Annotated in this window: 18 protein-coding genes, 3 tRNA genes and 1 riboswitch; of the genes, 17 read left to right on the forward strand and 4 right to left on the reverse strand. The window is 56.2% G+C overall.

The features are described 5' to 3' along the window. Positions 1 to 3: 3 nt before the first annotated feature. From JD108_RS05745 to JD108_RS05755, 3 genes are read left to right on the forward strand one after another with little or no spacing between them, the layout of a single operon-like run. Positions 4 to 834, forward strand: a complete 831-nt coding sequence (locus JD108_RS05745) for an ABC transporter permease (RefSeq protein WP_407649424.1) — start codon at positions 4 to 6, stop codon at positions 832 to 834. Beyond that, positions 831 to 1,622, forward strand: a complete 792-nt coding sequence (locus JD108_RS05750; RefSeq protein WP_198828946.1) for an ABC transporter permease — start codon at positions 831 to 833, stop codon at positions 1,620 to 1,622. The genes JD108_RS05745 and JD108_RS05750 overlap by 4 nt, the downstream gene beginning before the upstream one ends. A 53-nt stretch (positions 1,623 to 1,675) precedes the next feature. Beyond that, entirely contained in the window at positions 1,676 to 2,728 is a 1,053-nt protein-coding gene (locus JD108_RS05755) for an ABC transporter substrate-binding protein (protein ID WP_198828947.1), read from the forward strand. Between the two features lie 460 nt (positions 2,729 to 3,188). Here JD108_RS05755 and JD108_RS05760 read toward each other — a convergent pair whose 3' ends face one another. Continuing rightward, entirely contained in the window at positions 3,189 to 4,082 is an 894-nt protein-coding gene (locus JD108_RS05760) for a LysR family transcriptional regulator (RefSeq protein ID WP_198828948.1), read from the reverse strand. Between the two features lie 169 nt (positions 4,083 to 4,251). Here JD108_RS05760 and dat point away from each other — a divergent pair, with 169 nt between their 5' ends. The 4 genes from dat to JD108_RS05780 all read left to right on the forward strand — a co-directional run bounded on the left by dat (position 4,252) and on the right by JD108_RS05780 (position 8,672). Continuing rightward, entirely contained in the window at positions 4,252 to 5,100 is an 849-nt protein-coding gene (dat, locus tag JD108_RS05765) for a D-amino-acid transaminase (RefSeq protein ID WP_198828949.1), read from the forward strand. A gap of 165 nt (positions 5,101 to 5,265) precedes the next feature. Continuing rightward, positions 5,266 to 6,201, forward strand: coding sequence for a dipeptidase (locus tag JD108_RS05770; RefSeq protein WP_198830003.1), 936 nt, complete (start codon positions 5,266 to 5,268; stop codon positions 6,199 to 6,201). A 48-nt stretch (positions 6,202 to 6,249) separates the two neighbouring features. Then, positions 6,250 to 7,326, forward strand: a complete 1,077-nt coding sequence (locus JD108_RS05775) for a DmpA family aminopeptidase (protein ID WP_198828950.1) — start codon at positions 6,250 to 6,252, stop codon at positions 7,324 to 7,326. After that, a complete protein-coding gene (locus tag JD108_RS05780; RefSeq protein ID WP_228728324.1) occupies positions 7,323 to 8,672 on the forward strand; it encodes a serine hydrolase domain-containing protein in 1,350 nt (449 codons plus the stop codon). The genes JD108_RS05775 and JD108_RS05780 overlap by 4 nt, the downstream gene beginning before the upstream one ends. Before the next feature lie 17 nt (positions 8,673 to 8,689). On the opposite strand, the gene JD108_RS05785 is transcribed toward JD108_RS05780, so the two are convergent. Beyond that, positions 8,690 to 9,553, reverse strand: a complete 864-nt coding sequence (locus tag JD108_RS05785; protein WP_198828951.1) for a metal-dependent hydrolase — start codon at positions 9,551 to 9,553, stop codon at positions 8,690 to 8,692. Between the two features lie 212 nt (positions 9,554 to 9,765). Here JD108_RS05785 and JD108_RS05790 point away from each other — a divergent pair, with 212 nt between their 5' ends. The 4 genes from JD108_RS05790 (at position 9,766) to JD108_RS05805 (ending at position 13,729) form a co-directional block, all read left to right on the forward strand. Next, positions 9,766 to 9,999, forward strand: coding sequence for a hypothetical protein (locus JD108_RS05790; RefSeq protein ID WP_198828952.1), 234 nt, complete (start codon positions 9,766 to 9,768; stop codon positions 9,997 to 9,999). A 325-nt stretch (positions 10,000 to 10,324) separates the two neighbouring features. After that, positions 10,325 to 11,341 (forward strand): ribosome small subunit-dependent GTPase A, encoded by a 1,017-nt coding sequence (rsgA, locus tag JD108_RS05795; RefSeq protein WP_198830005.1) that lies wholly within the window; start codon positions 10,325 to 10,327, stop codon positions 11,339 to 11,341. A gap of 120 nt (positions 11,342 to 11,461) precedes the next feature. After that, positions 11,462 to 11,562: riboswitch (purine riboswitch) on the forward strand. Between the two features lie 219 nt (positions 11,563 to 11,781). After that, entirely contained in the window at positions 11,782 to 12,372 is a 591-nt protein-coding gene (locus JD108_RS05800) for a xanthine phosphoribosyltransferase (protein WP_198828953.1), read from the forward strand. 49 nt (positions 12,373 to 12,421) lie between these two features. Then, complete coding sequence (locus JD108_RS05805) at positions 12,422 to 13,729, forward strand: nucleobase:cation symporter-2 family protein (protein ID WP_198828954.1); 1,308 nt, start codon at positions 12,422 to 12,424, stop codon at positions 13,727 to 13,729. Between the two features lie 139 nt (positions 13,730 to 13,868). Here JD108_RS05805 and fosB read toward each other — a convergent pair whose 3' ends face one another. Then, positions 13,869 to 14,294 (reverse strand): metallothiol transferase FosB, encoded by a 426-nt coding sequence (gene fosB / locus JD108_RS05810; RefSeq protein ID WP_407649403.1) that lies wholly within the window; start codon positions 14,292 to 14,294, stop codon positions 13,869 to 13,871. 164 nt (positions 14,295 to 14,458) lie between these two features. On the opposite strand from fosB, the gene JD108_RS05815 reads away from it, so the two are divergent. The 4 genes from JD108_RS05815 to JD108_RS05830 all read left to right on the forward strand — a co-directional run bounded on the left by JD108_RS05815 (position 14,459) and on the right by JD108_RS05830 (position 15,361). Continuing rightward, positions 14,459 to 14,926, forward strand: a complete 468-nt coding sequence (locus JD108_RS05815) for a hypothetical protein (RefSeq protein ID WP_198828955.1) — start codon at positions 14,459 to 14,461, stop codon at positions 14,924 to 14,926. 113 nt (positions 14,927 to 15,039) lie between these two features. Continuing rightward, positions 15,040 to 15,116, forward strand: a tRNA-Arg gene (locus JD108_RS05820). Between the two features lie 69 nt (positions 15,117 to 15,185). Further along, a tRNA-Pro gene (locus JD108_RS05825) sits at positions 15,186 to 15,262 on the forward strand. A gap of 16 nt (positions 15,263 to 15,278) precedes the next feature. Continuing rightward, positions 15,279 to 15,361, forward strand: a tRNA-Leu gene (locus JD108_RS05830). 44 nt (positions 15,362 to 15,405) lie between these two features. Here the strand turns inward: JD108_RS05830 and JD108_RS05835 are convergent. After that, positions 15,406 to 15,561: a hypothetical protein gene (locus tag JD108_RS05835; RefSeq protein ID WP_198828956.1), complete on the reverse strand. Its 156-nt coding sequence runs from the start codon at positions 15,559 to 15,561 to the stop codon at positions 15,406 to 15,408. Positions 15,562 to 16,213: 652 nt separating this feature from the next. Here JD108_RS05835 and JD108_RS05840 point away from each other — a divergent pair. After that, positions 16,214 to 16,585: an ArsR/SmtB family transcription factor gene (locus JD108_RS05840; protein ID WP_198828957.1), complete on the forward strand. Its 372-nt coding sequence runs from the start codon at positions 16,214 to 16,216 to the stop codon at positions 16,583 to 16,585. 187 nt (positions 16,586 to 16,772) lie between these two features. Continuing rightward, entirely contained in the window at positions 16,773 to 19,142 is a 2,370-nt protein-coding gene (locus JD108_RS05845; protein WP_198828958.1) for a heavy metal translocating P-type ATPase, read from the forward strand. The last annotated feature ends 192 nt before the right edge of the window (positions 19,143 to 19,334 follow it).

Genomic DNA, 19,334 nt, shown 5'->3' on the forward strand with positions numbered 1-19,334 from the left:
AGAATGTTGGCGCTGCCGGCTCTGGTGTGGCTGGGGGCGCTCTTCGTCTTGCCGATGTTGATGATCGTCGCGCTCTCCTTTATGAAGCGGGGAACGTATGGACAGCTCGTCTATGAATTCACCCTGAAAAATTACGCGCGCATGATCGATCCGCTTTACGTGCAGATTTTTTTCGATACGTTTTTCGTCGCGATCCTGACCACGGTGCTTTCGTTGATTTGCGCATATCCGCTGGCTTACTACATATCCCGGATGCCGCGTTCCGCGCAGAAGATATGGCTGCTGCTGGTGATGATCCCGTTCTGGATCAATTTTCTGGTCCGCTCCTACGCGTGGGTGATCATTCTCCGCTCTCAGGGCGTGATTAACTCGTTTTTGCTTTCCGCCGGATTGATTCAGGAACCGCTGCCGCTTTTGTACAACTTCGGCTCGGTGATGGTCGGGATGGTCTACACGCTGTTGCCGTTCATGGTTTTGCCCATCTACGTCTCGCTGGAGCAGCTGGACAGGCGGAAGCTGGAGGCAGCCTATGATCTGGGAGCGACTCCGTGGAAAGCGTTTTGGCACGTGACCCTGCCCTTGACCAAGACGGGGATCATGACCGGGTCGATTCTCGTCTTCGTCTCTTCGATCGGCATGTTCGTCGTGCCGGATGTGATGGGCGGCGCCAAATCGGCGCTGATGGGCAATGTGATCCAGAACCAATTCCTGTCGGCGCGCGATTGGCCGTTTGGCTCCGCGCTGTCCATTGTCTTGATGGTGTTGTCGATGCTATTGATTTTCCTCTACTACCGGGCTGTTCACGCTCGCGAGGCGAAGGAGGGGACCGCATGAAGACGCTTCGCCATCGCACATTGTCCGGCTACTCCTGGGCGATGCTCGTCTTTTTATACCTGCCGATTGCCGTGCTGATGCTGTATTCCTTTAATGAATCCCGGATCAATGCAGTCTGGTCCGGCTTTACCTGGAAGTGGTATCTCTCGCTGTTTGACAACCGGCAGGTGATGAACGCGCTCTGGAACAGCCTCACGATCGCTTTGATCAGCAGCATTCTGGCAACGGTTCTGGGAACGGCTGCTTCGCTGGCGATGAAGCATTACTCCCTCCAGTGGAGAAACTTCTTCAACGGTTTGAGCTACCTGCCCATCGTCATCCCGGAGATTATGATGGGGCTCTCCCTGCTAGTCCTGTTCAGCCAGATGCACATCGAACTGGGGAAATTGACACTGGTACTGGCTCATGTCACCTTCAGCCTGCCGTTTGTAATGGTGATCATCAATACGCGACTGGCCGACATGGGCAAGGAACTGGAGGAAGCGGCCCAGGATTTGGGAGCGACGGCGTGGGAAACGCTGCGCTACATTACGCTTCCCTTGATCTCACCCAGCATTGTCGCAGGCTTTTTGATGTCTTTTACCTTGTCGCTCGATGATTTTATTATCTCCTTTTTCGTGGCGGGTCCCAATTCGACGACCCTGCCGCTGTACATCTACGGTTTGGTCAAGCGGGGCGTATCGCCAGAGGTCAATGCCCTGTCGACCCTGCTGATCGCAAGCACCGTCCTGCTCGTGGTCGTCGCAGAGCTGTTCCGCAGAAAAGATTCCAAGTCGCTCTCGATATAATCGCGACCAAACCAAGGAACACCAAACAACAGACTGGAGGTTGAAAAAGAGAAATGAAAAAGTGGAAATCCCTCATGATTGGCGCTTTGTCCGCCGTGCTGGCTGCTACGGCCGCGGGCTGCTCCTCTGCCGAGAACGAAGAGCAGGTATTGAACATTTACAGCTGGGCAGACAACTTCAATCCGGACGTCATCAAAGACTTCGAGGAGAAGTTCAATGTCAAAGTCAACTACGACATTTACGGCAGCAACGAAGAGATGCTGGCCAAAATCCAGGCCGGCGCCTCCGGCTACGATCTGATCCAGCCGTCCGATTACATGGTGGCGACGATGATTCAGCTGGATCTTTTGGAAGAGCTGAACAAAGAGAACATTCCGAACGAGAAAAACATTGTTTCCACTTTCCAGACCCCGCCGTTTGACCCGGACAACAAACATTCGCTGGTATACACCTGGGGCATCACGGGCATCGCGTACAACAAAAAGTACGTCAAAGGGGAAATCACCAGCTGGCAGGATTTGTGGAACCCCGAATACGCCGGACGCGTCATCATGCTGAATGACCCGCGCGAAGTCATGGGCGTCGGGCTGATTAAAAACGGCTTCTCCAACAGCTCGACCGACAAGGCGGAGCTGGAAAAGGCGTTTAACGACTTGAAAGCCGTTCTGCCCAACGTGATTGCGTTCGATACGGATAATATCAAGCAAAAAATGATTGCAGAGGAAGCGTGGATCGGCACCGTCTGGTCCGGCGATGCTGCGGTGATCAACGGCGAGAATCCAGACGTGGAGTACGTCGTGCCAAAAGAGGGCGCCACCATCTGGGCCGACACCCTGGCGATTCCCAAAGGGGCGAAGCACAAGGAGCTGGCCGAGAAGTTCATCAACTATCTGATGGACCCGGAAGTGAGCGTGAAAAACTACGAGTGGATCGGCTACAGCAACCCCAACGAGAAGGCTTATCCGCTGCACAGCGAAGAGTACCGTTCCAACAAGATGATCTTCCTCGACAAAGAGGACCTCGACCGTGCGGAATGGCTCGTCGACGTAGGGGAGACGCTGCAGGACTACGACCGCTACTGGACCGAGCTGAAGAGCGGCCGCTAAACGGCAACGTTCTCAGGAATCTAGTTGAATAGGAAAAGCGATCGGACAGAGAAAATTGCTGTCCAGATCGCTTTTTTTATTGCTTGAATCGCATTTTGCCGTTTTGCCGTTTGTAAGAACGAGGCTGTAGCGAGAAGAAGCCTGTTTCCCTGCTCAGCTCCGGGCTCCGCCTCCAGGGATGCGAGTTCTGTCCGCTCCGGTTCGACTCGCGGGGGAGACGCAAAAGGAGTCTGGCTACGAGGTCATCCCACGCCCAGCTCCTGAATCCCGCGAATCGCCCCTCCGCTGGGCAGGGCTCCACAGTCGCACCGCAGGGAAACAGGCTTCTTCGCGAGACCGTTGCAGTTTTGTGGGTGAAAGCTTCGATGTAATCAACTTTCTCCCTGAACAAATCACATTTCCATCCCAAAAACGGGAAGAAGCATGATTCTTCTCCCGGCAGCTGCGAGATTCTCACCGTTTATGTCACGTCCCCCCGATACGCCATCAAAAAGTCAATAAACGTCTTCATCACCCCGCTGATCGTCGCCTCCTTATGGTAAATCAGCTCAAAGTTGCGGTTGATTCGCGGCAGGCTCAGCACCTCCACCTCCCGGAGGCGGCCCGAAGCCACATCTTCCCGAATCGAAAAGCGGGGCAGAAAGGCAATGCCCAGACGCTGCATCACCATCCGCTTGACTACCTCGATATTGTCCGCCTCCATGACCACGTTCTTCTCCAGTTGATGGTGGCTGAAGGCTCCGTTAACCAGTGTCCAGTCTAGCGAGCCGCGGTTAAACAAAATCAGTTTTTCCCGAGCGACATCCTCCAGCGTCACCTGCCGCAGGTCCTGAAAGGGATGGTCCGGATATATGGCCAGCACCATCTCGTCTGGCATGAGCTGAATCCGCCGAATTTGCGGATGGTTGACAGCGCGGGCGATGCCAAAGGATACCTCATGATGCAGGACCATATCGAGCACCTGATGGGAGTGACCTGTGAAAATCGTCAGCTTGATCTTGGGATAGTGCGAGGTGAACGTCTCCACCAGCTCGGGAAGGATGTAAAAAGCGGCGACGAAAACAGCGGAGATGACCAATTCGCCTTCGAGATGGCCATGCGAGCGCTGAACCGCCATCTGTCCATCCTGCAGGGATTGCAGCACTCTTTTGGCATACGGCAAAAAGACATCTCCCTCTCGCGTGAGGGTGATGCTGTTGCCGGTGCGTTGAAACAATTTGCAGCCCAGCTCATTCTCCAGCGCTTTGATCCGCATGCTTACGGTAGGCTGGGAGAGGTATAACAGATCGGCTGTTTTACTGAAGCTGCCGGTGAGCGCGACGAAGATAAACGCCTCGATTTGCTCCTCATTCATGATTCATTCTCCTAGAAACGTGCCGTATTTGAATTCTTAATAACCCGTATGGCTTTATTCTATTGGATTCGCCAGAAAAAATACATTACTTTGAAAGGGAAAGCAGAAGGATAGCGGCCTGCTGCTGCCTAGAATCGTGCCTAACCATACGGTGGAGGGGAAAAGAGCCATGAGCATCGCTTATTTTAACGGACGTTTTGTCGATTCTGACGACCCGGTTGTACCGATTGACGAGAGGGGCCATCAGTTCGGAGACGGGGTGTACGAGGTTATAAGGATTTATAATAAGAAGCCGTTTATGCTGGATGAGCATCTGGATCGCCTGTACATGAGCGCAGAGGCAATCGCGCTTCCATTTCGGCAAGAGCGGGAGAGCTTCCAGGCGATTATCCATCAACTGATCGAGAAAAGCGGTCTGGACAATCTGGATGTCTATTTGCAAATAACCAGGGGGATGGCCCCTCGCAATCATCTCTTTCCGGACTGCCCGGTCTCGGTCTCGATGACGGCGAAGCCGTTTCGCAGCATCCCAGCCGAACTGCGGGAAAAGGGAGCCAAGGCGATCCTGCATCCCGACGAGCGCTGGGCCAATTGCTATATCAAGTCGCTCAATCTGCTCCCGAATATTTTGGCCAAGCAGAAGGCGCATGAGCAAGGATGTCTGGAGGCGATTCTCTTCCGGGACGGATCCATCACCGAGGGAACCAGCTCCAATGTGTTCGTGATCAAGGACACTCGCTTGTACACGACGCCGCTTTCCCGTCACATTCTGGCCGGCATTACGCGCATGGCTGTGCAGCAGATTGCGGCCGAAGCCGCGTTAACATTCACGGAAAAACACGTTACGCTGGAGGAACTGGCAGAGGCCGATGAAGTGTTTATCACCAGCACGACCTCCGAAATCATGCCGGTCGTCCAAGTGGAGGAAAAGATCATCGGAGCAGGGCAGCCCGGACCGATTACCCGCCTGCTTCAGGAAAAGTACACCGTACGCACCAGCGGGGCAGCTCGCCACTAACACGGCGGGGCCTTATTAGGATCGCGTCTCATTCGGGGTGTATTTGCTACTCAATCCCGACGAGGCCACATGGTTCGCTTCTTTTGCTGGGATGCGACCATCACCGATCCGCGCGACGAATCTACGCACATTGCTGACACCAGAAAAAAGGGGATCGAAGACCATATGTTTATTGTTGATTTTCACTGTGATGCTCTCTATAAAATGTGGAAAAGCAAGGAGCCGCTCTCCTTTCGTGATGCGCCCGAACTGGATGCCAATCTCGAAAGGCTGATCGCGGGCCAGGTGAAGCTGCAGTGCTTTGCGCTGTACGTCCCGCCCACGCTGAATGCGGAACAGCAGTTTCAGGCGATCCTCGACCAAATCGATCTTTTTCACGAAAACGTGCTGAAACAACATCCGGAGATGAAGAAAATCCAAGAGTGGTCTGAACTGGACGGTCTCCGGGATGGAGAGATCGGGGCGCTCCTGACGCTGGAGGGCACCGAAGCGATCGGAAATGACCTGACCAAGCTGCGCATCCTCTATTATTTGGGCGTCCGCTCTGTCGGTCTGACCTGGAATTATGCCAATCTGGCAGCGGACGGAGCCTGGGAAAAGAGAAACGCGGGCTTGACCGCTTTCGGCAAAGAGATCGTGCAGCAAAACAACCAGCATGGCGTGCTGACAGATGTCTCCCATCTGAGCGAGCGTAGCTTTTGGGATGTGATCGAGCTGGCGCGTTACCCGATTGCCAGTCATTCCAATGCCAAGGCCATCTGCGATCATCCGCGGAATCTGTCGGATGAACAGGCCCGCGCCCTCTTTGCCAAAGGCGGCATGATCCACGTCGTCTACTGCCCGCCCTTTGTCAAACCGGGAGGCGATGCGGCCATCTCCGACTTGATCCGCCATATCGATCATTTTTGCTCGCTGGGCGGCGTCGGCCAGATCGGGTTCGGTTCGGATTTTGACGGGATCAGCTCCTACGTCAAGGGGCTTGAGCACGCCGGTATGCTGCCCAACCTGATCGATGAACTGCTGAAGCACTATTCGGAGGCGGAAGTCCGGGGATTTGCCGGCGAAAACTTTTTGCGCAACCGTCCCCGTCACCTACAATAAGAGAGTACGGACATTCTATTTGAACAGGAAAAGAGGGGAGCAGGGCAGATGGGAGGCAAAAATATTCGCGAGTACGGCATCGTCGTCGGCAAGCTGCCGACGGGTCAGAAAAACTGCCTGACCGATGTGGAGGGCGTGCGCGTGGGACATGTAACCCTCGATTACCCCTTGGAAACGGGGGAAGGGGAGTACGTCTGCACGGGAGTGACGGCCATCCTGCCGCATGGAGGAAGCCTTTTTCGCGAAAAGGTAACGGCTGCGAGCTATGTTTTCAACGGCTTCGGGAAAACGACCGGACTGGTTCAGGTCAATGAGCTGGGCGTGCTGGAATCGCCGATCATGCTCACCAATACCTTTTCGGTCCCGGCCGTCACGGCGGGAACGCTCCGCTACATGCTGGAGCAAAACAGCGAGATCGGCGATACCACCGGGACAGTCAACATCGTCGTGGGGGAGTGCAATGACGGCCATCTCAACTCCATCCGCGCTTGTGCGGTCCAGCCGGAGCACGCGATCGAGGCGATCGGGCGGGCATCGACGGAAAAAGCGGAGCAAGGTGCCGTCGGCGCGGGAAAAGGGATGGTGTGCTTTGGACATAAGGGCGGAATCGGCACCTCATCCCGGGTGGTCCAAACAGAAGAGGCGGTCTATACGGTAGGGGTGCTGGTGCTCAGCAATTTTGGCAGAAAAGAAGATTTTCTCATCGAGAGGTACCGTTCGCTCGCAGCGTCTGCGCCGCAAGCGCTGGACGATCTCCCGGACGGTTCGATCATCATCGTGCTGGCCACGGATGCTCCATTGAGTGACCGTCAGCTGCTCCGCGTCGCCAAGCGGACGGGAATCGGGCTGGGGAGGACCGGAAGCTGCTATGGTCACGGCAGCGGCGATATCGTCATCGCCTTTTCTACCGCGCACAAGATCCCGCATGCCACCAGCCAGGTGACAGAGGTGCGCACGCAGCTTCGCGAAGAGCATCCCGCGATGAACCAGTTGTTCGCGGCCGCAGCGGAGGCCGCAGAAGAGGCGATTCTCAATTCTCTGTCCCAAGCGGAGACCACGACGGGTAGACGCGGGCGCATCATTCACGCCTTCCCGTTCGGTGGGGAAGGGGAGGGCAGCCATTGATCAGGTCTGTGAACAGCGGCGAATGGAGCCAGGTAGAAGACTATGTCCGCGAAAAAATGGGGCGGGAAGGAATAGCCGGAGCTGCCATAGCGGTATCCCGCCGGGGCGAGATCGTCTATGAGCAGGGATTTGGCGTGCGCGATCTGGAGACGGGAGAACCGGTCACGCCGGATACGATCTTCGGCATCGCGTCCGTCACCAAATCATTCACGGCGCTGGCGGTCATGCAGCTGGCAGAGCAAGGCAAGCTGTCCATCGATGACCCCGTCACCGCCTATTTGCCGGAATTCGCCCTCTCGACGCTGGAGCAGCCGGAGCTCGTCCGCATCCATCACTTGCTCAGCCATACGACAGGACTTGCGCCGATCCAAAGGAGAGAGGACTTGACCAGGCTGAGCGACCACCTCGCGTACGTTGCCCAGGATCACGAGCTTTTGGGTCTGCCCGGCGAGTATTTCAGCTACTGCAATGATACATTCTTGCTGCTCGGGCTGATCATCGAGAGGGTGACGGGCCGGCTGTTCCGCAGGCATATGACGGCAGAGCTGCTGGACCGGCTGGAGATGAACCGGTCTACCTTCAGTTTGGAGGAAGTGGCGAGGATGTCGAACGTATCCGTTCCCTACGTGAAAAATGCGGACGGCAGCGGATTGTTGAAAGCAGCCTGGCCGCTTCTGGGCAATTATGAGGTCGGCGGCGGCATCCGATCCAACGTGCGGGATTTGCTCACATACGGCCAGCTCTACACCAATGGGGGCAGCGCCCGCGGGGAGCGCATCTTGAGCGAAGAATGGATCAGGCGGATGTGGCAGCCGGTTCATCCGATCGTCCGAAAAACCAGCTACGGGTACGGACTCAAATCAACCCCGGACTACGCAGGCGCGGGCGTGACCCTCGTCGAGCACGGGGGCGGACAGCCCGGTGTCTCTTCGCACTTCGGCTTCGTTCCCGAAGAGGGGATCGCGGCTGTCGTCTTGACCAATGTAGCTCACGTGCCTGCCCGCGATTTATGGCTGGCCGCGATTCATCGGGAGCTGGGCCTGCCGCTGGATCTGCGGGAGCAGGAGCCGGAGTACGAGGCAGCTTCAGATGAGCTGGAGCGCTTTATCGGCACTTACGCCTGTGAGGAGGGCGGACGCCTGTCGGTTACGCGCGCCTCGGACGGTCTGCGAGCGGAGCTGGCGGGAGAAGTCCATCCGCTGCGGGCGAGCGACAGCCGGACGCTGGTCATGATGAGTGAGGGGATGCCGCTCCCGTTTTTCTGGAAAGAGGGGGAGAAGGCCTGGGCGGTCCTGCTCGGCTCCCGCATGCTGACGCGAAAAGAAGAAGAGGGAATAGAGAAATAGCCATCCGCTGGGGATGGCTATTTTTCCATGGACTCGAACAAAAACGAACCGCCCCGGTCAAAAAAGCGGGGATCATAGATCGCGAGCCGCTGCGGCGTGTCCTCCACGACGACCATGGGAGCCCATTTGGCCAAGGTACGGGCCTCCGGATTTTGCTCAAAAAGCGGCTGAAGATCGGCCTCCTCGGCGGATGTGAGCTGATGGAGCAAGACAGGCTCCGCCCAGAGAGAGGTCCGAACGATGTCGACCTGCCCTCCCTTTTTGCCGATGACTTTATACGTTCCGGGCTGGAAATCGGCAGCCAGCACGACTTGATCGTAGCGAGACATCGCCGACTCTTTGATCGCGAGGCCCTGTACGGTTTGGCTGGCAAATTGCAGGACGATCAGGCAGGCGACAGCGCGAAACACCAGATGAGCCGGTTTTTTGCCAAAACGGGCCAGCAGAAAACCTGCCAGGATCAGCGCCCAGACGACCAGATCGATGATCGGCACCGTGCCAATCGCTACTCGCATCTCGGAAAAGGGCTCCCAGTACCCTGTTCCCCACGGGTTGAATATATCTGCCGTGATGTGGACGAATACGGCGAGCATGCCCAACCAGAAAATCCGCTTGTCGAATATGCGCCAAAACAGCCAGGAGAGTGCGGCCAAAAGCAAGGCCCAGAGCGGTACGAGAAAGACGGAATGGGTAATGCCGCGATGCCACATCAGATACTCGCCGCCGCGGTCCCACAGCTGGGAGACGACATCGATGTCCGGGATTTCGCTCCCCGCGACAGCGGTAAACAGCAAAGCCCGCTTGGACTCGCGGCTCAAGTTTTCAGTTTGGATTGATTTGTACAGCACCAGGCCGATTAGGGCATGTGTTACAGTATCCATCTCGATCAGCACCTCCCCCGTGTACAACGAGAACCTATGAATGATGGACTGTAAGCAACAAGTTTAATCGTATCACAATCGGATCAAACAATCAGCGGGCGGAACTGCCTGGATGTGTTGCGTATTTCAGTGGGAGCGAAAGAAGATTCGTCGGATTATAACTTTGTGCTATACTGGTTGGACAGGAAGAAAATAGCAGGGAGGCGGGAGAGGTGACCTTCGTTGAAATTTTCGTAGCCGGGATCCTTGTCTTGTGGATAGGCAGTCTCATCATGGTGTTTGGGGGAAAAAAGAAAGGGAAAAAGCGGAGGCGTTATTCCGCAAGTGCGGACGGCTCTCCTGGCTACTACAGCGATTCCGGAAAAGACCGGGATTCGGGCGGCTTTTGGAGCGACGGCGGGTCCGACGGCGGCGGTGGCGGTGACGGCGGCGGCGGTGGCGACTAGCCGCGGTAGGGGAAAGAGAAAATTTTTGCGCGCGGATGGAATGCGCCGATTTGCCGTGTTACAATGATTGGGAAATCACGAAGTGCAGACCGGTTGCCGGTCTGAAAGGAGAGATGTTTTATGACGATGACATTCATTGCCGAGAGAAGAGAAGCAACAGGGGTCACAGGGATCCTCCTTTCAGTCGGGCAGTAACCGTTCTTTAAGTGAGGATATCCTGTGGCCGGTTTTTCCTTGAAAAAAGAAAACCGATTACAGGAGGAATCCACACGTGAATCCATATTTGTTGTCTTTGGGCTGGAATGATACCTTTGCCAGCCATGCCATGCCATACCTGGAACAGGGAATGGAAGTAGGGCGTATCGCCCTTGAACATAAACGGATGTACCGTATTTTTACCGCGCACGGCGAGCTGTTGGGGGAAGTCTCCGGCAAACTTCGCTACGAAGCGGCCGGGCGTGAGGATTATCCAGCCGTAGGCGATTGGGTGGTCATCAGTCCGCGCCCGGAGGAGAAAAGAGCGACGATCCATGCGATTCTGCCCCGGCGCAGCAAGTTTTCCCGCAAGGCGGCGGGTTCCGGGGTCGAAGAACAGATTGTGGCGGCCAATGTCGATACGGTCTTTCTGGTTAATGCTCTGAACAATGATTACAATCTGCGCCGTCTGGAGCGCTATCTCATCCTCGCTTGGGAGAGCGGGGCCAATCCGGTGATCGTGCTGAGCAAGGCGGACCTGTGCGCGGACCTGGCTGCGAGAATCGCAGAGGTCGAGGCCGTGGCCGTCGGAGTGCCGGTCCATGCGATCAGCTCGGAGCTCGGTCAGGGCCTTGACGCTCTGGCGCCGTATCTGGGCGGCGGACAAACAGTAGCGCTGCTCGGCTCCTCGGGTGTCGGCAAATCGACGCTGATCAACCGCCTGGCGGGAAAAGACCTGCAGCAGGTCAAGGAAGTGCGTGCAGGCGATGACCGCGGACGGCATACGACGACGCACCGGGAGCTGTTTCAGCTGTCCGGCGGCGGGCTGATGATCGATACGCCCGGCATGCGGGAGCTGCAGCTCTGGGAGGGCGACGAGGGCTTCCGCGACGCTTTTGACGATGTAGAGACACTGGCTGCCTCTTGCCGCTTCCACGACTGCCAGCACCAAAAGGAGCCGGGCTGTGCGATCCGCCTCGCCATCGAGGACGGGCGTCTGGAGCGTTCCCGCTATGACAGCTATCGCAAGCTGCAGCGGGAACTGGCGCATCAAGCGAGAAAAGAGGATGCCGCTCTGCGGGCAGCCGAAAAGGAAAAATGGAAAAAGATCCACAAGTCCCTGCGGCACACCAAGCCGAAACGCTAGCTTTTCAACAGGTCCCTTGCGATGGCGAGGGGCCTTTTACTTGCCCTTTTTTCTTTTCGCAAGGATTCCAAAAAATACGCTTGCTCCCGTTATGGGTCCTATGGTAGATTTGTCTGTATCAATCGAACATAGCTGACAACTCGTATAATTTTGGGAATTGGCCCATGAGTTTCTACCGGGTGACCGTAAATCGCCTGACTACGAGTGAACGAGCGACCGGATCTGCGTTTTCCAAGCCCTTGGTTTCATAGGGGGGGAGAGCTGTTGTCTGGTTGCCTGCACGTTTTTCGTGACCGCCAAAAGGGATAGGCCCAGTGGAGCGGTTTTCACTTGGAGTTGGGATCGTATGGCCAACCGGTGAAAACTGTCTTCACTGGGCTTTTGATTTTTCTCATTGAGGCAGAATAGACGGAGACCATCCAGGACTAGGAGGAAATAGCGTGAAGGAATTGCAAGAGCGAATTATCCGGGACGGACGGGCGTTGTCGGAGACAGTATTGAAGGTGGACGCATTTCTCAATCATCAGGTGGACGCAGAGCTGACGATGAAAATTGGACAGGCGTTTGCCGATCTGTTTCGCGCGGAGGGTGTGACCAAGGTTTTGACCGTAGAGGCGAGCGGCATTCATTTCGCTCTGGCAACGGCGTATGCCCTGGGGGTTCCGTTTGTCTATGCGAAAAAGAAAAAGGCGGTCACGCTCTCGGATGACGTATACTCGGCTCCTGTCTATTCGTTTACCCGCCAGGAGCACTATCAGATCAGCATCGCCAAGCAGTACCTCGGCGCGGAGGAGCGCGTATTGATCGTCGATGATTTTCTCGCGACGGGGGCAGCGCTCGTAGGCTTGACGCAAATCGTAAAAGACGCAGGAGCACACCTCGTCGGGGTGGGAGCTGTCGTCGAAAAAAGCTTTCAGGAAGGCCGCGGCCTGCTGGAAGACGCAGGGGTCCGCGTGGAATCGCTGGCACGGATCAAATCGATGAAACCGGGAGAGATTCACTTTATGGAATCTGCTCCTGTCCATTCCTAAAACAAGACGGTTGCGACCGATCATTCTTCCAAAGGAGAGAAAAACGTCCATGTTGTCCACACAAAAAACGCTGACGCTGGGCATGCAGCACGTGCTGGCCATGTATGCAGGGGCTGTAATCGTTCCGCTGATCATCGGGGACGCGCTGAATCTGACACCGGCCCAGATCGCCTACCTGATCGCAGCCGATCTGTTTACCTGCGGGATCGCCACACTGCTGCAGGTGATCGGCACCCGGTATACGGGCATCAAGCTGCCGGTCGTGCTCGGCTGTACCTTTACGGCGGTAGGGCCGATCATCGCCATCGCCTCGACAAACAATCTGGCGACAGCGTACGGAGCGATTATTCTGTCCGGGATCTTCATGGTCCTCGCTGCGCCGCTTTTTGGCAAACTGCTACGCTATTTTCCCACGGTCGTCCAAGGCTCCGTGGTTACGATTATCGGTCTGTCCCTGATTCCGGTAGCGATGAACAATGCGGCCGGGGGAGCGGGCAGCCCTGACTTTGGCAATCCGCGCAATCTGCTTCTGGCACTGGGGACATTGGCTATCATTTTGCTCATTAACCGACTCTTTACCGGATTTATCCGGGCGATCTCCGTGTTGCTGGGATTAGCTTGCGGGACGCTGGTCGCCTACTTCATGGGGATGGTCAGCTTTGACAATGTGGCGACGGCTTCCTGGGTAAGCATCGTCCAGCCGTTCTACTTTGGCGTACCGGAGATCAATCTCGTCGCCGTTCTGACGATGATCATCGTCAACATCATCAGCATGGCGGAATCGACGGGGGTATACTTCGCGCTGGGGAAAGTGACGGAGACAGAAGTCACCCGACAGGATGTCGTGAAAGGATTGCGCGGGGAAGGCGTCGCGATCGTTCTCGGCGGGATTTTCAATGCGTTTCCGTACACCGCTTTTTCGCAAAACGTCGGGCTGGTTTCGCTGACAGGCATCAAGAGCCGGCACGTCATGATCGGCGCAGGCGGCATCCTGGTCGTACTGGGGCTTTTGCCCAAGCTGGCTGCACTTACGACAATCATCCCGAATCCCGTACTCGGCGGGGCGATGATCGCGATGTTCGGCATGGTCGTAGCCTCCGGCATCAATATTCTCTCGCGTGTGGACCTGCGCCAGAATGAGAATCTGCTGATCGCGGCTTGCAGCATTGCGGTCGGACTGGGATCCGCTGCGGTGCCGGCCATGTTCGACCAACTGCCCACCATGCTGAAAATGCTGATGCAAAACGGCATTGTGACAGGCTCTCTCACCGCCGTGCTGCTGAATATCCTATTGCTCCACACCAAAAAAGAGCATCGGGATGCCGTCTCGGCAGCGCCTGCTGTGTCCGAGGTCTAAAGCAAAATAGAGGAAGTTACAGAAACAGGGTGTTCCACCGTCGCAACGGACGGGGAGCACCCTTCTTTTTTTCCAACAGCGCTCCGGCCGTGCAAGCCTGATCGGAGCCATATGGCATGGCAGAGCCGATGCCGCCCTATCAATCATAGAACTGCATATGCGGCTTGGCTTCCCGGTAATAGGCCAAGCGATCCTCTCTGGTGCCGGTGTGCAGCTCAAATTTGTGGCCGTCCGGGTCTGTGAAGTAGAGGGAGCGTTTGTCGCGCTCATCCCGCTCACGCCCGGGCAGCAGATTGGCACCCGTCGCCAAGAGATGACGTTTCCAGTCGTCAAACTGGCTCTCTGCCACGGAAAAAGCCAGATGGGTGTACGAATACTGAATCTCGTGACGGGGAATGTCGGTCTCTTCGTTCAGGGCCAGCCAGATCCCATTGAGGTCAAAATAGGCCAGTTTGCGCCCCCGGACCAGCAGCTTGGCCCCGAGCACGTCCTGGTAAAAGCGAATGGAGCGATCCAAATCGGATACGGAAAACAGCAAATGATTAATCCCCTGTAGCTGCAGCATGTGAAAGCCCCTTTCTATATTAGCCATTCCTTCCATTGTAGCGGTCGGCGGGAATATGAGGAAGGCCAGATGAGCAGTTGCGCAGGGGATCGTGGAAAAATCCGGATCCAACGCCCAACCGCCTGCCGGGATAGATGCATATCCTGCATCAGGAGGTGTTGCGGATGAACGATTCGTGGACGCGGGCGATACGGGAGGCGGAAGATGCTTTTTGGCAGATCGTCTTTTCCGCTCGAAAACGCGTCGGCAACCGGGGGGTGCTGCTTCCGAAGCGCTTCGGCACCAAACAGAAAATCAGACGATTTCTGAGAAGACGGATGTCTCCTTGCCTGGCGGAGCGGGTCATGCGAAATCTCCAGCTTCGCAAAATCAGGGGGCGTCTCGCCATACCCGTAGGCGACGGCATCGGAGCGCCGCCGATTCTGAATACAAAGCGGCTGTCGCAGGCGAAGGGGAGAGCCACTGTCGCGGTTTGGTTCGGTTTTGACAGGGAGGACCGCTTCTTCCGCGTATACCAGCTGCGCCGCCGTGCCAGCGGGGGCTGGATCATCTACGGGCGCCACCCCTTGGACTATCCGTTCAATCGGCGTTTTCTCCAGCTATTGCCGGGATGCTGTGCCTCCTGTGCGTAGGGTAAGAACGTAAGGGAGAGCGTTGCGTGCAGAGAGAATTTTCTCTTGCTTTTTTTCGTGAAACGGTGTATATTATTGAATTGTCGCCAAGGTACGACAAAATTCTACACAATGTGCCCTTAGCTCAGCTGGATAGAGCGTTTGACTACGAATCAAAAGGTCGGGAGTTCGAATCTCTCAGGGCACGCCACTCTCCCATACATAGCAATAGGTCGGGGGAAGCATCGACGGTGCTTGGCGTAAATGGAATAATCCGTGTCGGGAAGTAGCTCAGCTTGGTAGAGTACTTGGCTTGGGACCAAGGGGTCGCAGGTTCGAATCCTGTCTTCCCGACCAGACAATATCATACTGTGCCGGTATGGCGGAATTGGCAGACGCGCGCGACTCAAAATCGTGAGGGAAACCGTGGGGGTTCAAGTCCCTCTACCGGCACCAATACATAGTTTCAAGGTGGGAAACAGAGAGCATACTCCTGTTTCTCATCTTTTTTTATGATGAAGCTGCGCCATGATCTGCTCCACGATGTACGGCAGCTTTTGCTGGCGGGCTTTCAATACCCGGAGCACGTACTTTCTCTCCGAGCCGTACAGGTATTTCTCCGGGGCGCCGAATAAAGCGAGGCTGTGGTCGATCATATACCAGCGGAAGCGTTCGCCCGCATGATTGCGGTAGAGGATCAGATTTCAATTCGTGCGGTCCGGATTGAGAATCCAGCCGTCGAAAACAACGAGCCGGGCCAGCCGCTCTGCCTGCTCGATATGCTGTTCGGGAAACTGATGAACTTCCGGCCACGCTTTTTTTCCAGGGGATGACCTCCTTGGCATTGGCGCTGACGGAGACGATGCCCCGCTGATGCCGTCCGCCCGGACCGTTCAGCCGCAACCCCTTTACCGGGGCGGCGGGCAGTCCCACAAGCCGGGCCAGCTCGGCTGCCATATACTCATTGGCAGCCAGAATGCGGTAGTCGTTATGCCGGCCGGATTGTGGGAACTTGAAGTATCCCTTTTCCCCGCTTCCCCTCGCGACGATCCAGATCTTCCTCCCATAGCGGCTGCGAAGCAATTTCCGGTACTGCCACTTATCTTGTCCCACGCTCATCCTCCTTGCTGCCGGTTCGTTTTTACAGCGTATGAAAGAGGAACGGTTTCATTAATTTGTCCGTATGCAGCATACCTGTGCAAACTCACATGTGGATGCTGGTCGGAAACGATGGCAAGTGCGGTGAACCATTTTCCTTGCGATTTTGTTATACTGAGTGGGAAGGTTGCTGAAAAAGGCGGTGTCTTGATGGAACGAAGCGACATACAGGAAACATGCGATGAGACTTGTCGCGGCTCGGAGGCAGCGGAAGCCGCCAGACTGGAGGACAAGCGGATAGATGATCACACAGCGGCGGACCTGGCTGACCTGTTCCGCGCACTGGGAGACCCGACACGGGTGAAAATCATTTACGCGCTGCTGCAGCAGGAGTTATGCGTGCACGACATTTCCACGGTTTTGGGGATGGGCCAGTCGGCTGTCTCCCATCAGCTGCGGTACTTGCGCAATTTGCGGATCGTCAAAAGGCGGAAGGCAGGAAAGACGGTTTTCTACTCCCTGGATGACGTTCATATTGAGGAGATTTTTGTGCAAACTCTTCAACATTTGAAGCATGAGTGAAAATAGAGGGCGGATTAACTGAAAGAAACTCGGCAAATAGCCGGGTTTTTTCGTTTGTTGGGGAAAGATATGGTTTATAAAAAAATGTACATAAGAGAAAAAGAGTGTTGACATTTGGCGGTGTGGAAAAATATGATGGGAGTAAGATACAAATATGAACAATTAATCATATGTTGGGGTGTTGGAGATGTCCAGGAAACCCGGTTGTTGTGAAACAGAGAAACAATCAGAGACAGGCGCAAACCTGCAAATCGATAACAGCGGAGCCGTCTCCGCTTCGCCCGCTTCCTGCTGCCAGACCGATCACGATGAAATTCATCGCGGCCATGCACGCGGAAAGGACGGCCACGAGCATTGCGGTCGCGACGGCCACAATCATCACGAGTCCGCCCATGCCGAGCGCCAAGGTCATCCGATCGCGGCAGGTTCCGCTGGGGGCGAGGGCGAGTTGACGGTGTATCGCATCACCGGCATGGACTGTGCCGACTGTGCCCGCGGTCTGGAGAAAAAAGTGGGAGCCATCGGAGCCGTGCAGCAGGTGAGCGTCAATTTCGGCGCGGCCAAGATGACGGTTAGGCACGAAGGGGGCGCGGAGGAGACGATCGTCCGCACGGTCAGACAGGCCGGCTATGATGCCGTGCTGGAAAAGGATCGCAAACAGCTGGAGAACCGGAGCTTTTGGCTGGGGAATCGGAAAGCGCTGTGGACGCTTCTGTCCGGCGTCCTCTTTCTCACCGCCTGGACGCTCGATCTCACAGACGCCATCCGTGCCGATTACCTGGTCTGGCTGTACGCGGCTGCCATCGCCATCGGCGGATTTCGGATCGCGAAGAGCGGCATTTACGGACTGAAGTCCAAAACGCTGGGAATCGACTTTTTGATGACCATCGCCGTACTGGGCGCAGCCATCATCGGAGAGTGGGCCGAAGGAGCGGCGGTCGTCTTCCTGTTCTCGCTGGGCGAGACGCTAGAGGCTTATACGATGGAGCGCACGCGCAACTCCCTCCGCAGTTTGATGAAGCTGGCTCCTGATGAAGCCCTGGTGATCAGGGAGGGGCAGGAAGTCAAACTGCCGGTCGAATCGATCGAGGTCGGCGAGATCGTTCTGGTGAAGCCCGGAGACAAGATCGCCATGGACGGGACGGTCATCGAGGGACACTCCACCGTCAACCAGGCGCCGATCACGGGAGAATCCGTCCCGGTTGAAAAAAGCGCGGGCGACGATGTATACGCGGGAACCATCAATGAACAGGGGGCCCTCAAGATCAAGGTGACCCGGCGTTTTGAAGAAAATACCCTCTCCAAGATCGTCCATCTGGTGGAGGAGGCGCAGGCTCAGAAGGCGCCGTCGCAGCGTTTCGTCGATGTATTTTCCCAGTACTACACGCCGGCCGTGATTGCGATCGCCGCCCTGATCGCCGTCATCCCTCCTCTGTTTATGCAGGAGCCCTTTGAACTCTGGTTTTACCGGGCATTGATGATGCTGGTCGTCGCCTGCCCGTGCGCCCTCGTCATCTCGACGCCCGTGTCCATCGTCTCGGCGATTGGCAACGCAGCCAGACACGGCATCCTGATCAAAGGCGGCGTCCACCTGGAGCGGCTGGGTGCGATCAACACCATTGCCTTTGACAAGACCGGGACCTTGACACGCGGTACGCCCGAAGTCGTGAGCATCCTTCCCCTGGACGGGAAGACCCCGAGCGAGATCATGACCCTCGCCGCTTCGCTGGAAGCGATGTCGCAGCATCCCCTGGCGCAAGCGATCCTGCGATACGCCAAAGAGATCGGCGCAGAGCCGAAGCCGGCGAGCGATTTTACATCGGTTACCGGGCGCGGCGTAAAGGCAGTGGTGGACGGCGAGTTATACTACCTGGGCAATCCCCGCTGGTTCCAAAACGAGCTGAGTCTCTCGCTTGCGTCCGTACAGGAAGAGATCGAGAAGCGGCAGCAAACCGGACAGACATTGATGCTGCTCGGCACCGGGCAGAAAGTGATTGCCCTCATTGGACTTGCGGATCAGCTTCGCGAGGAGAGCGCTTCGGTCGTCGCCAAGCTGAAAAAGCTGGGCGTGGGACAGGTCGCGATGCTGACGGGAGACAACCGCGGAACGGCCGAGGCCGTGGCAGGGAAGCTGGGGCTCAGCGATTACCGGGCAGAGCTGCTTCCGGCGGACAAATTGGCCGAGGTCCAAAAGTGGCAGTCCACCTCCAAGGGCGTAGCGATGGTAGGCGACGGCGTCAATGATGCCCCGGCTCTCGCTGCTGCCACGGTAGGCATCGCGATGGGCGGAGCGGGCTCCGACACGGCGATGGAAACGGCAGATATTACTCTAATGGCAGACGATCTGACCAAGCTGCCCTATGCCATCGGGCTGAGCAGACGGACGCTTGCCATCATCAAGCAGAACATCGCCTTTTCCCTGCTGATCAAAGTGGTCTTTCTGCTCATGATCCTGTTTGGCTATTCCACGCTCTGGATGGCCGTGCTGGCCGATACGGGAAGTTCGCTGATTGTCATCGCCAACGGGATGAGGCTGCTAAGGTCGAGGGATGTGTAGCGCAACAAAGCGAACCGAAAAAAGTCGATTTCCTTCTCTGGGGGGAAATCGGCTTTTTTGCTATTTGCAGATCGGGTATGAGTAAAATGTTCGTGGGCAAACCGAAAAGAAATTTTTGAAGAAAAATCAGTTGGAGGGTATAGAAAAGGGCTTCTCTTCTTGGTAAAGTGTAAAGCGCCAAAACCAAACACA

This window comes from Brevibacillus composti (assembly GCF_016406105.1).
GTDB classification, from domain to species: Bacteria; Bacillota; Bacilli; order Brevibacillales; family Brevibacillaceae; genus Brevibacillus; species Brevibacillus composti.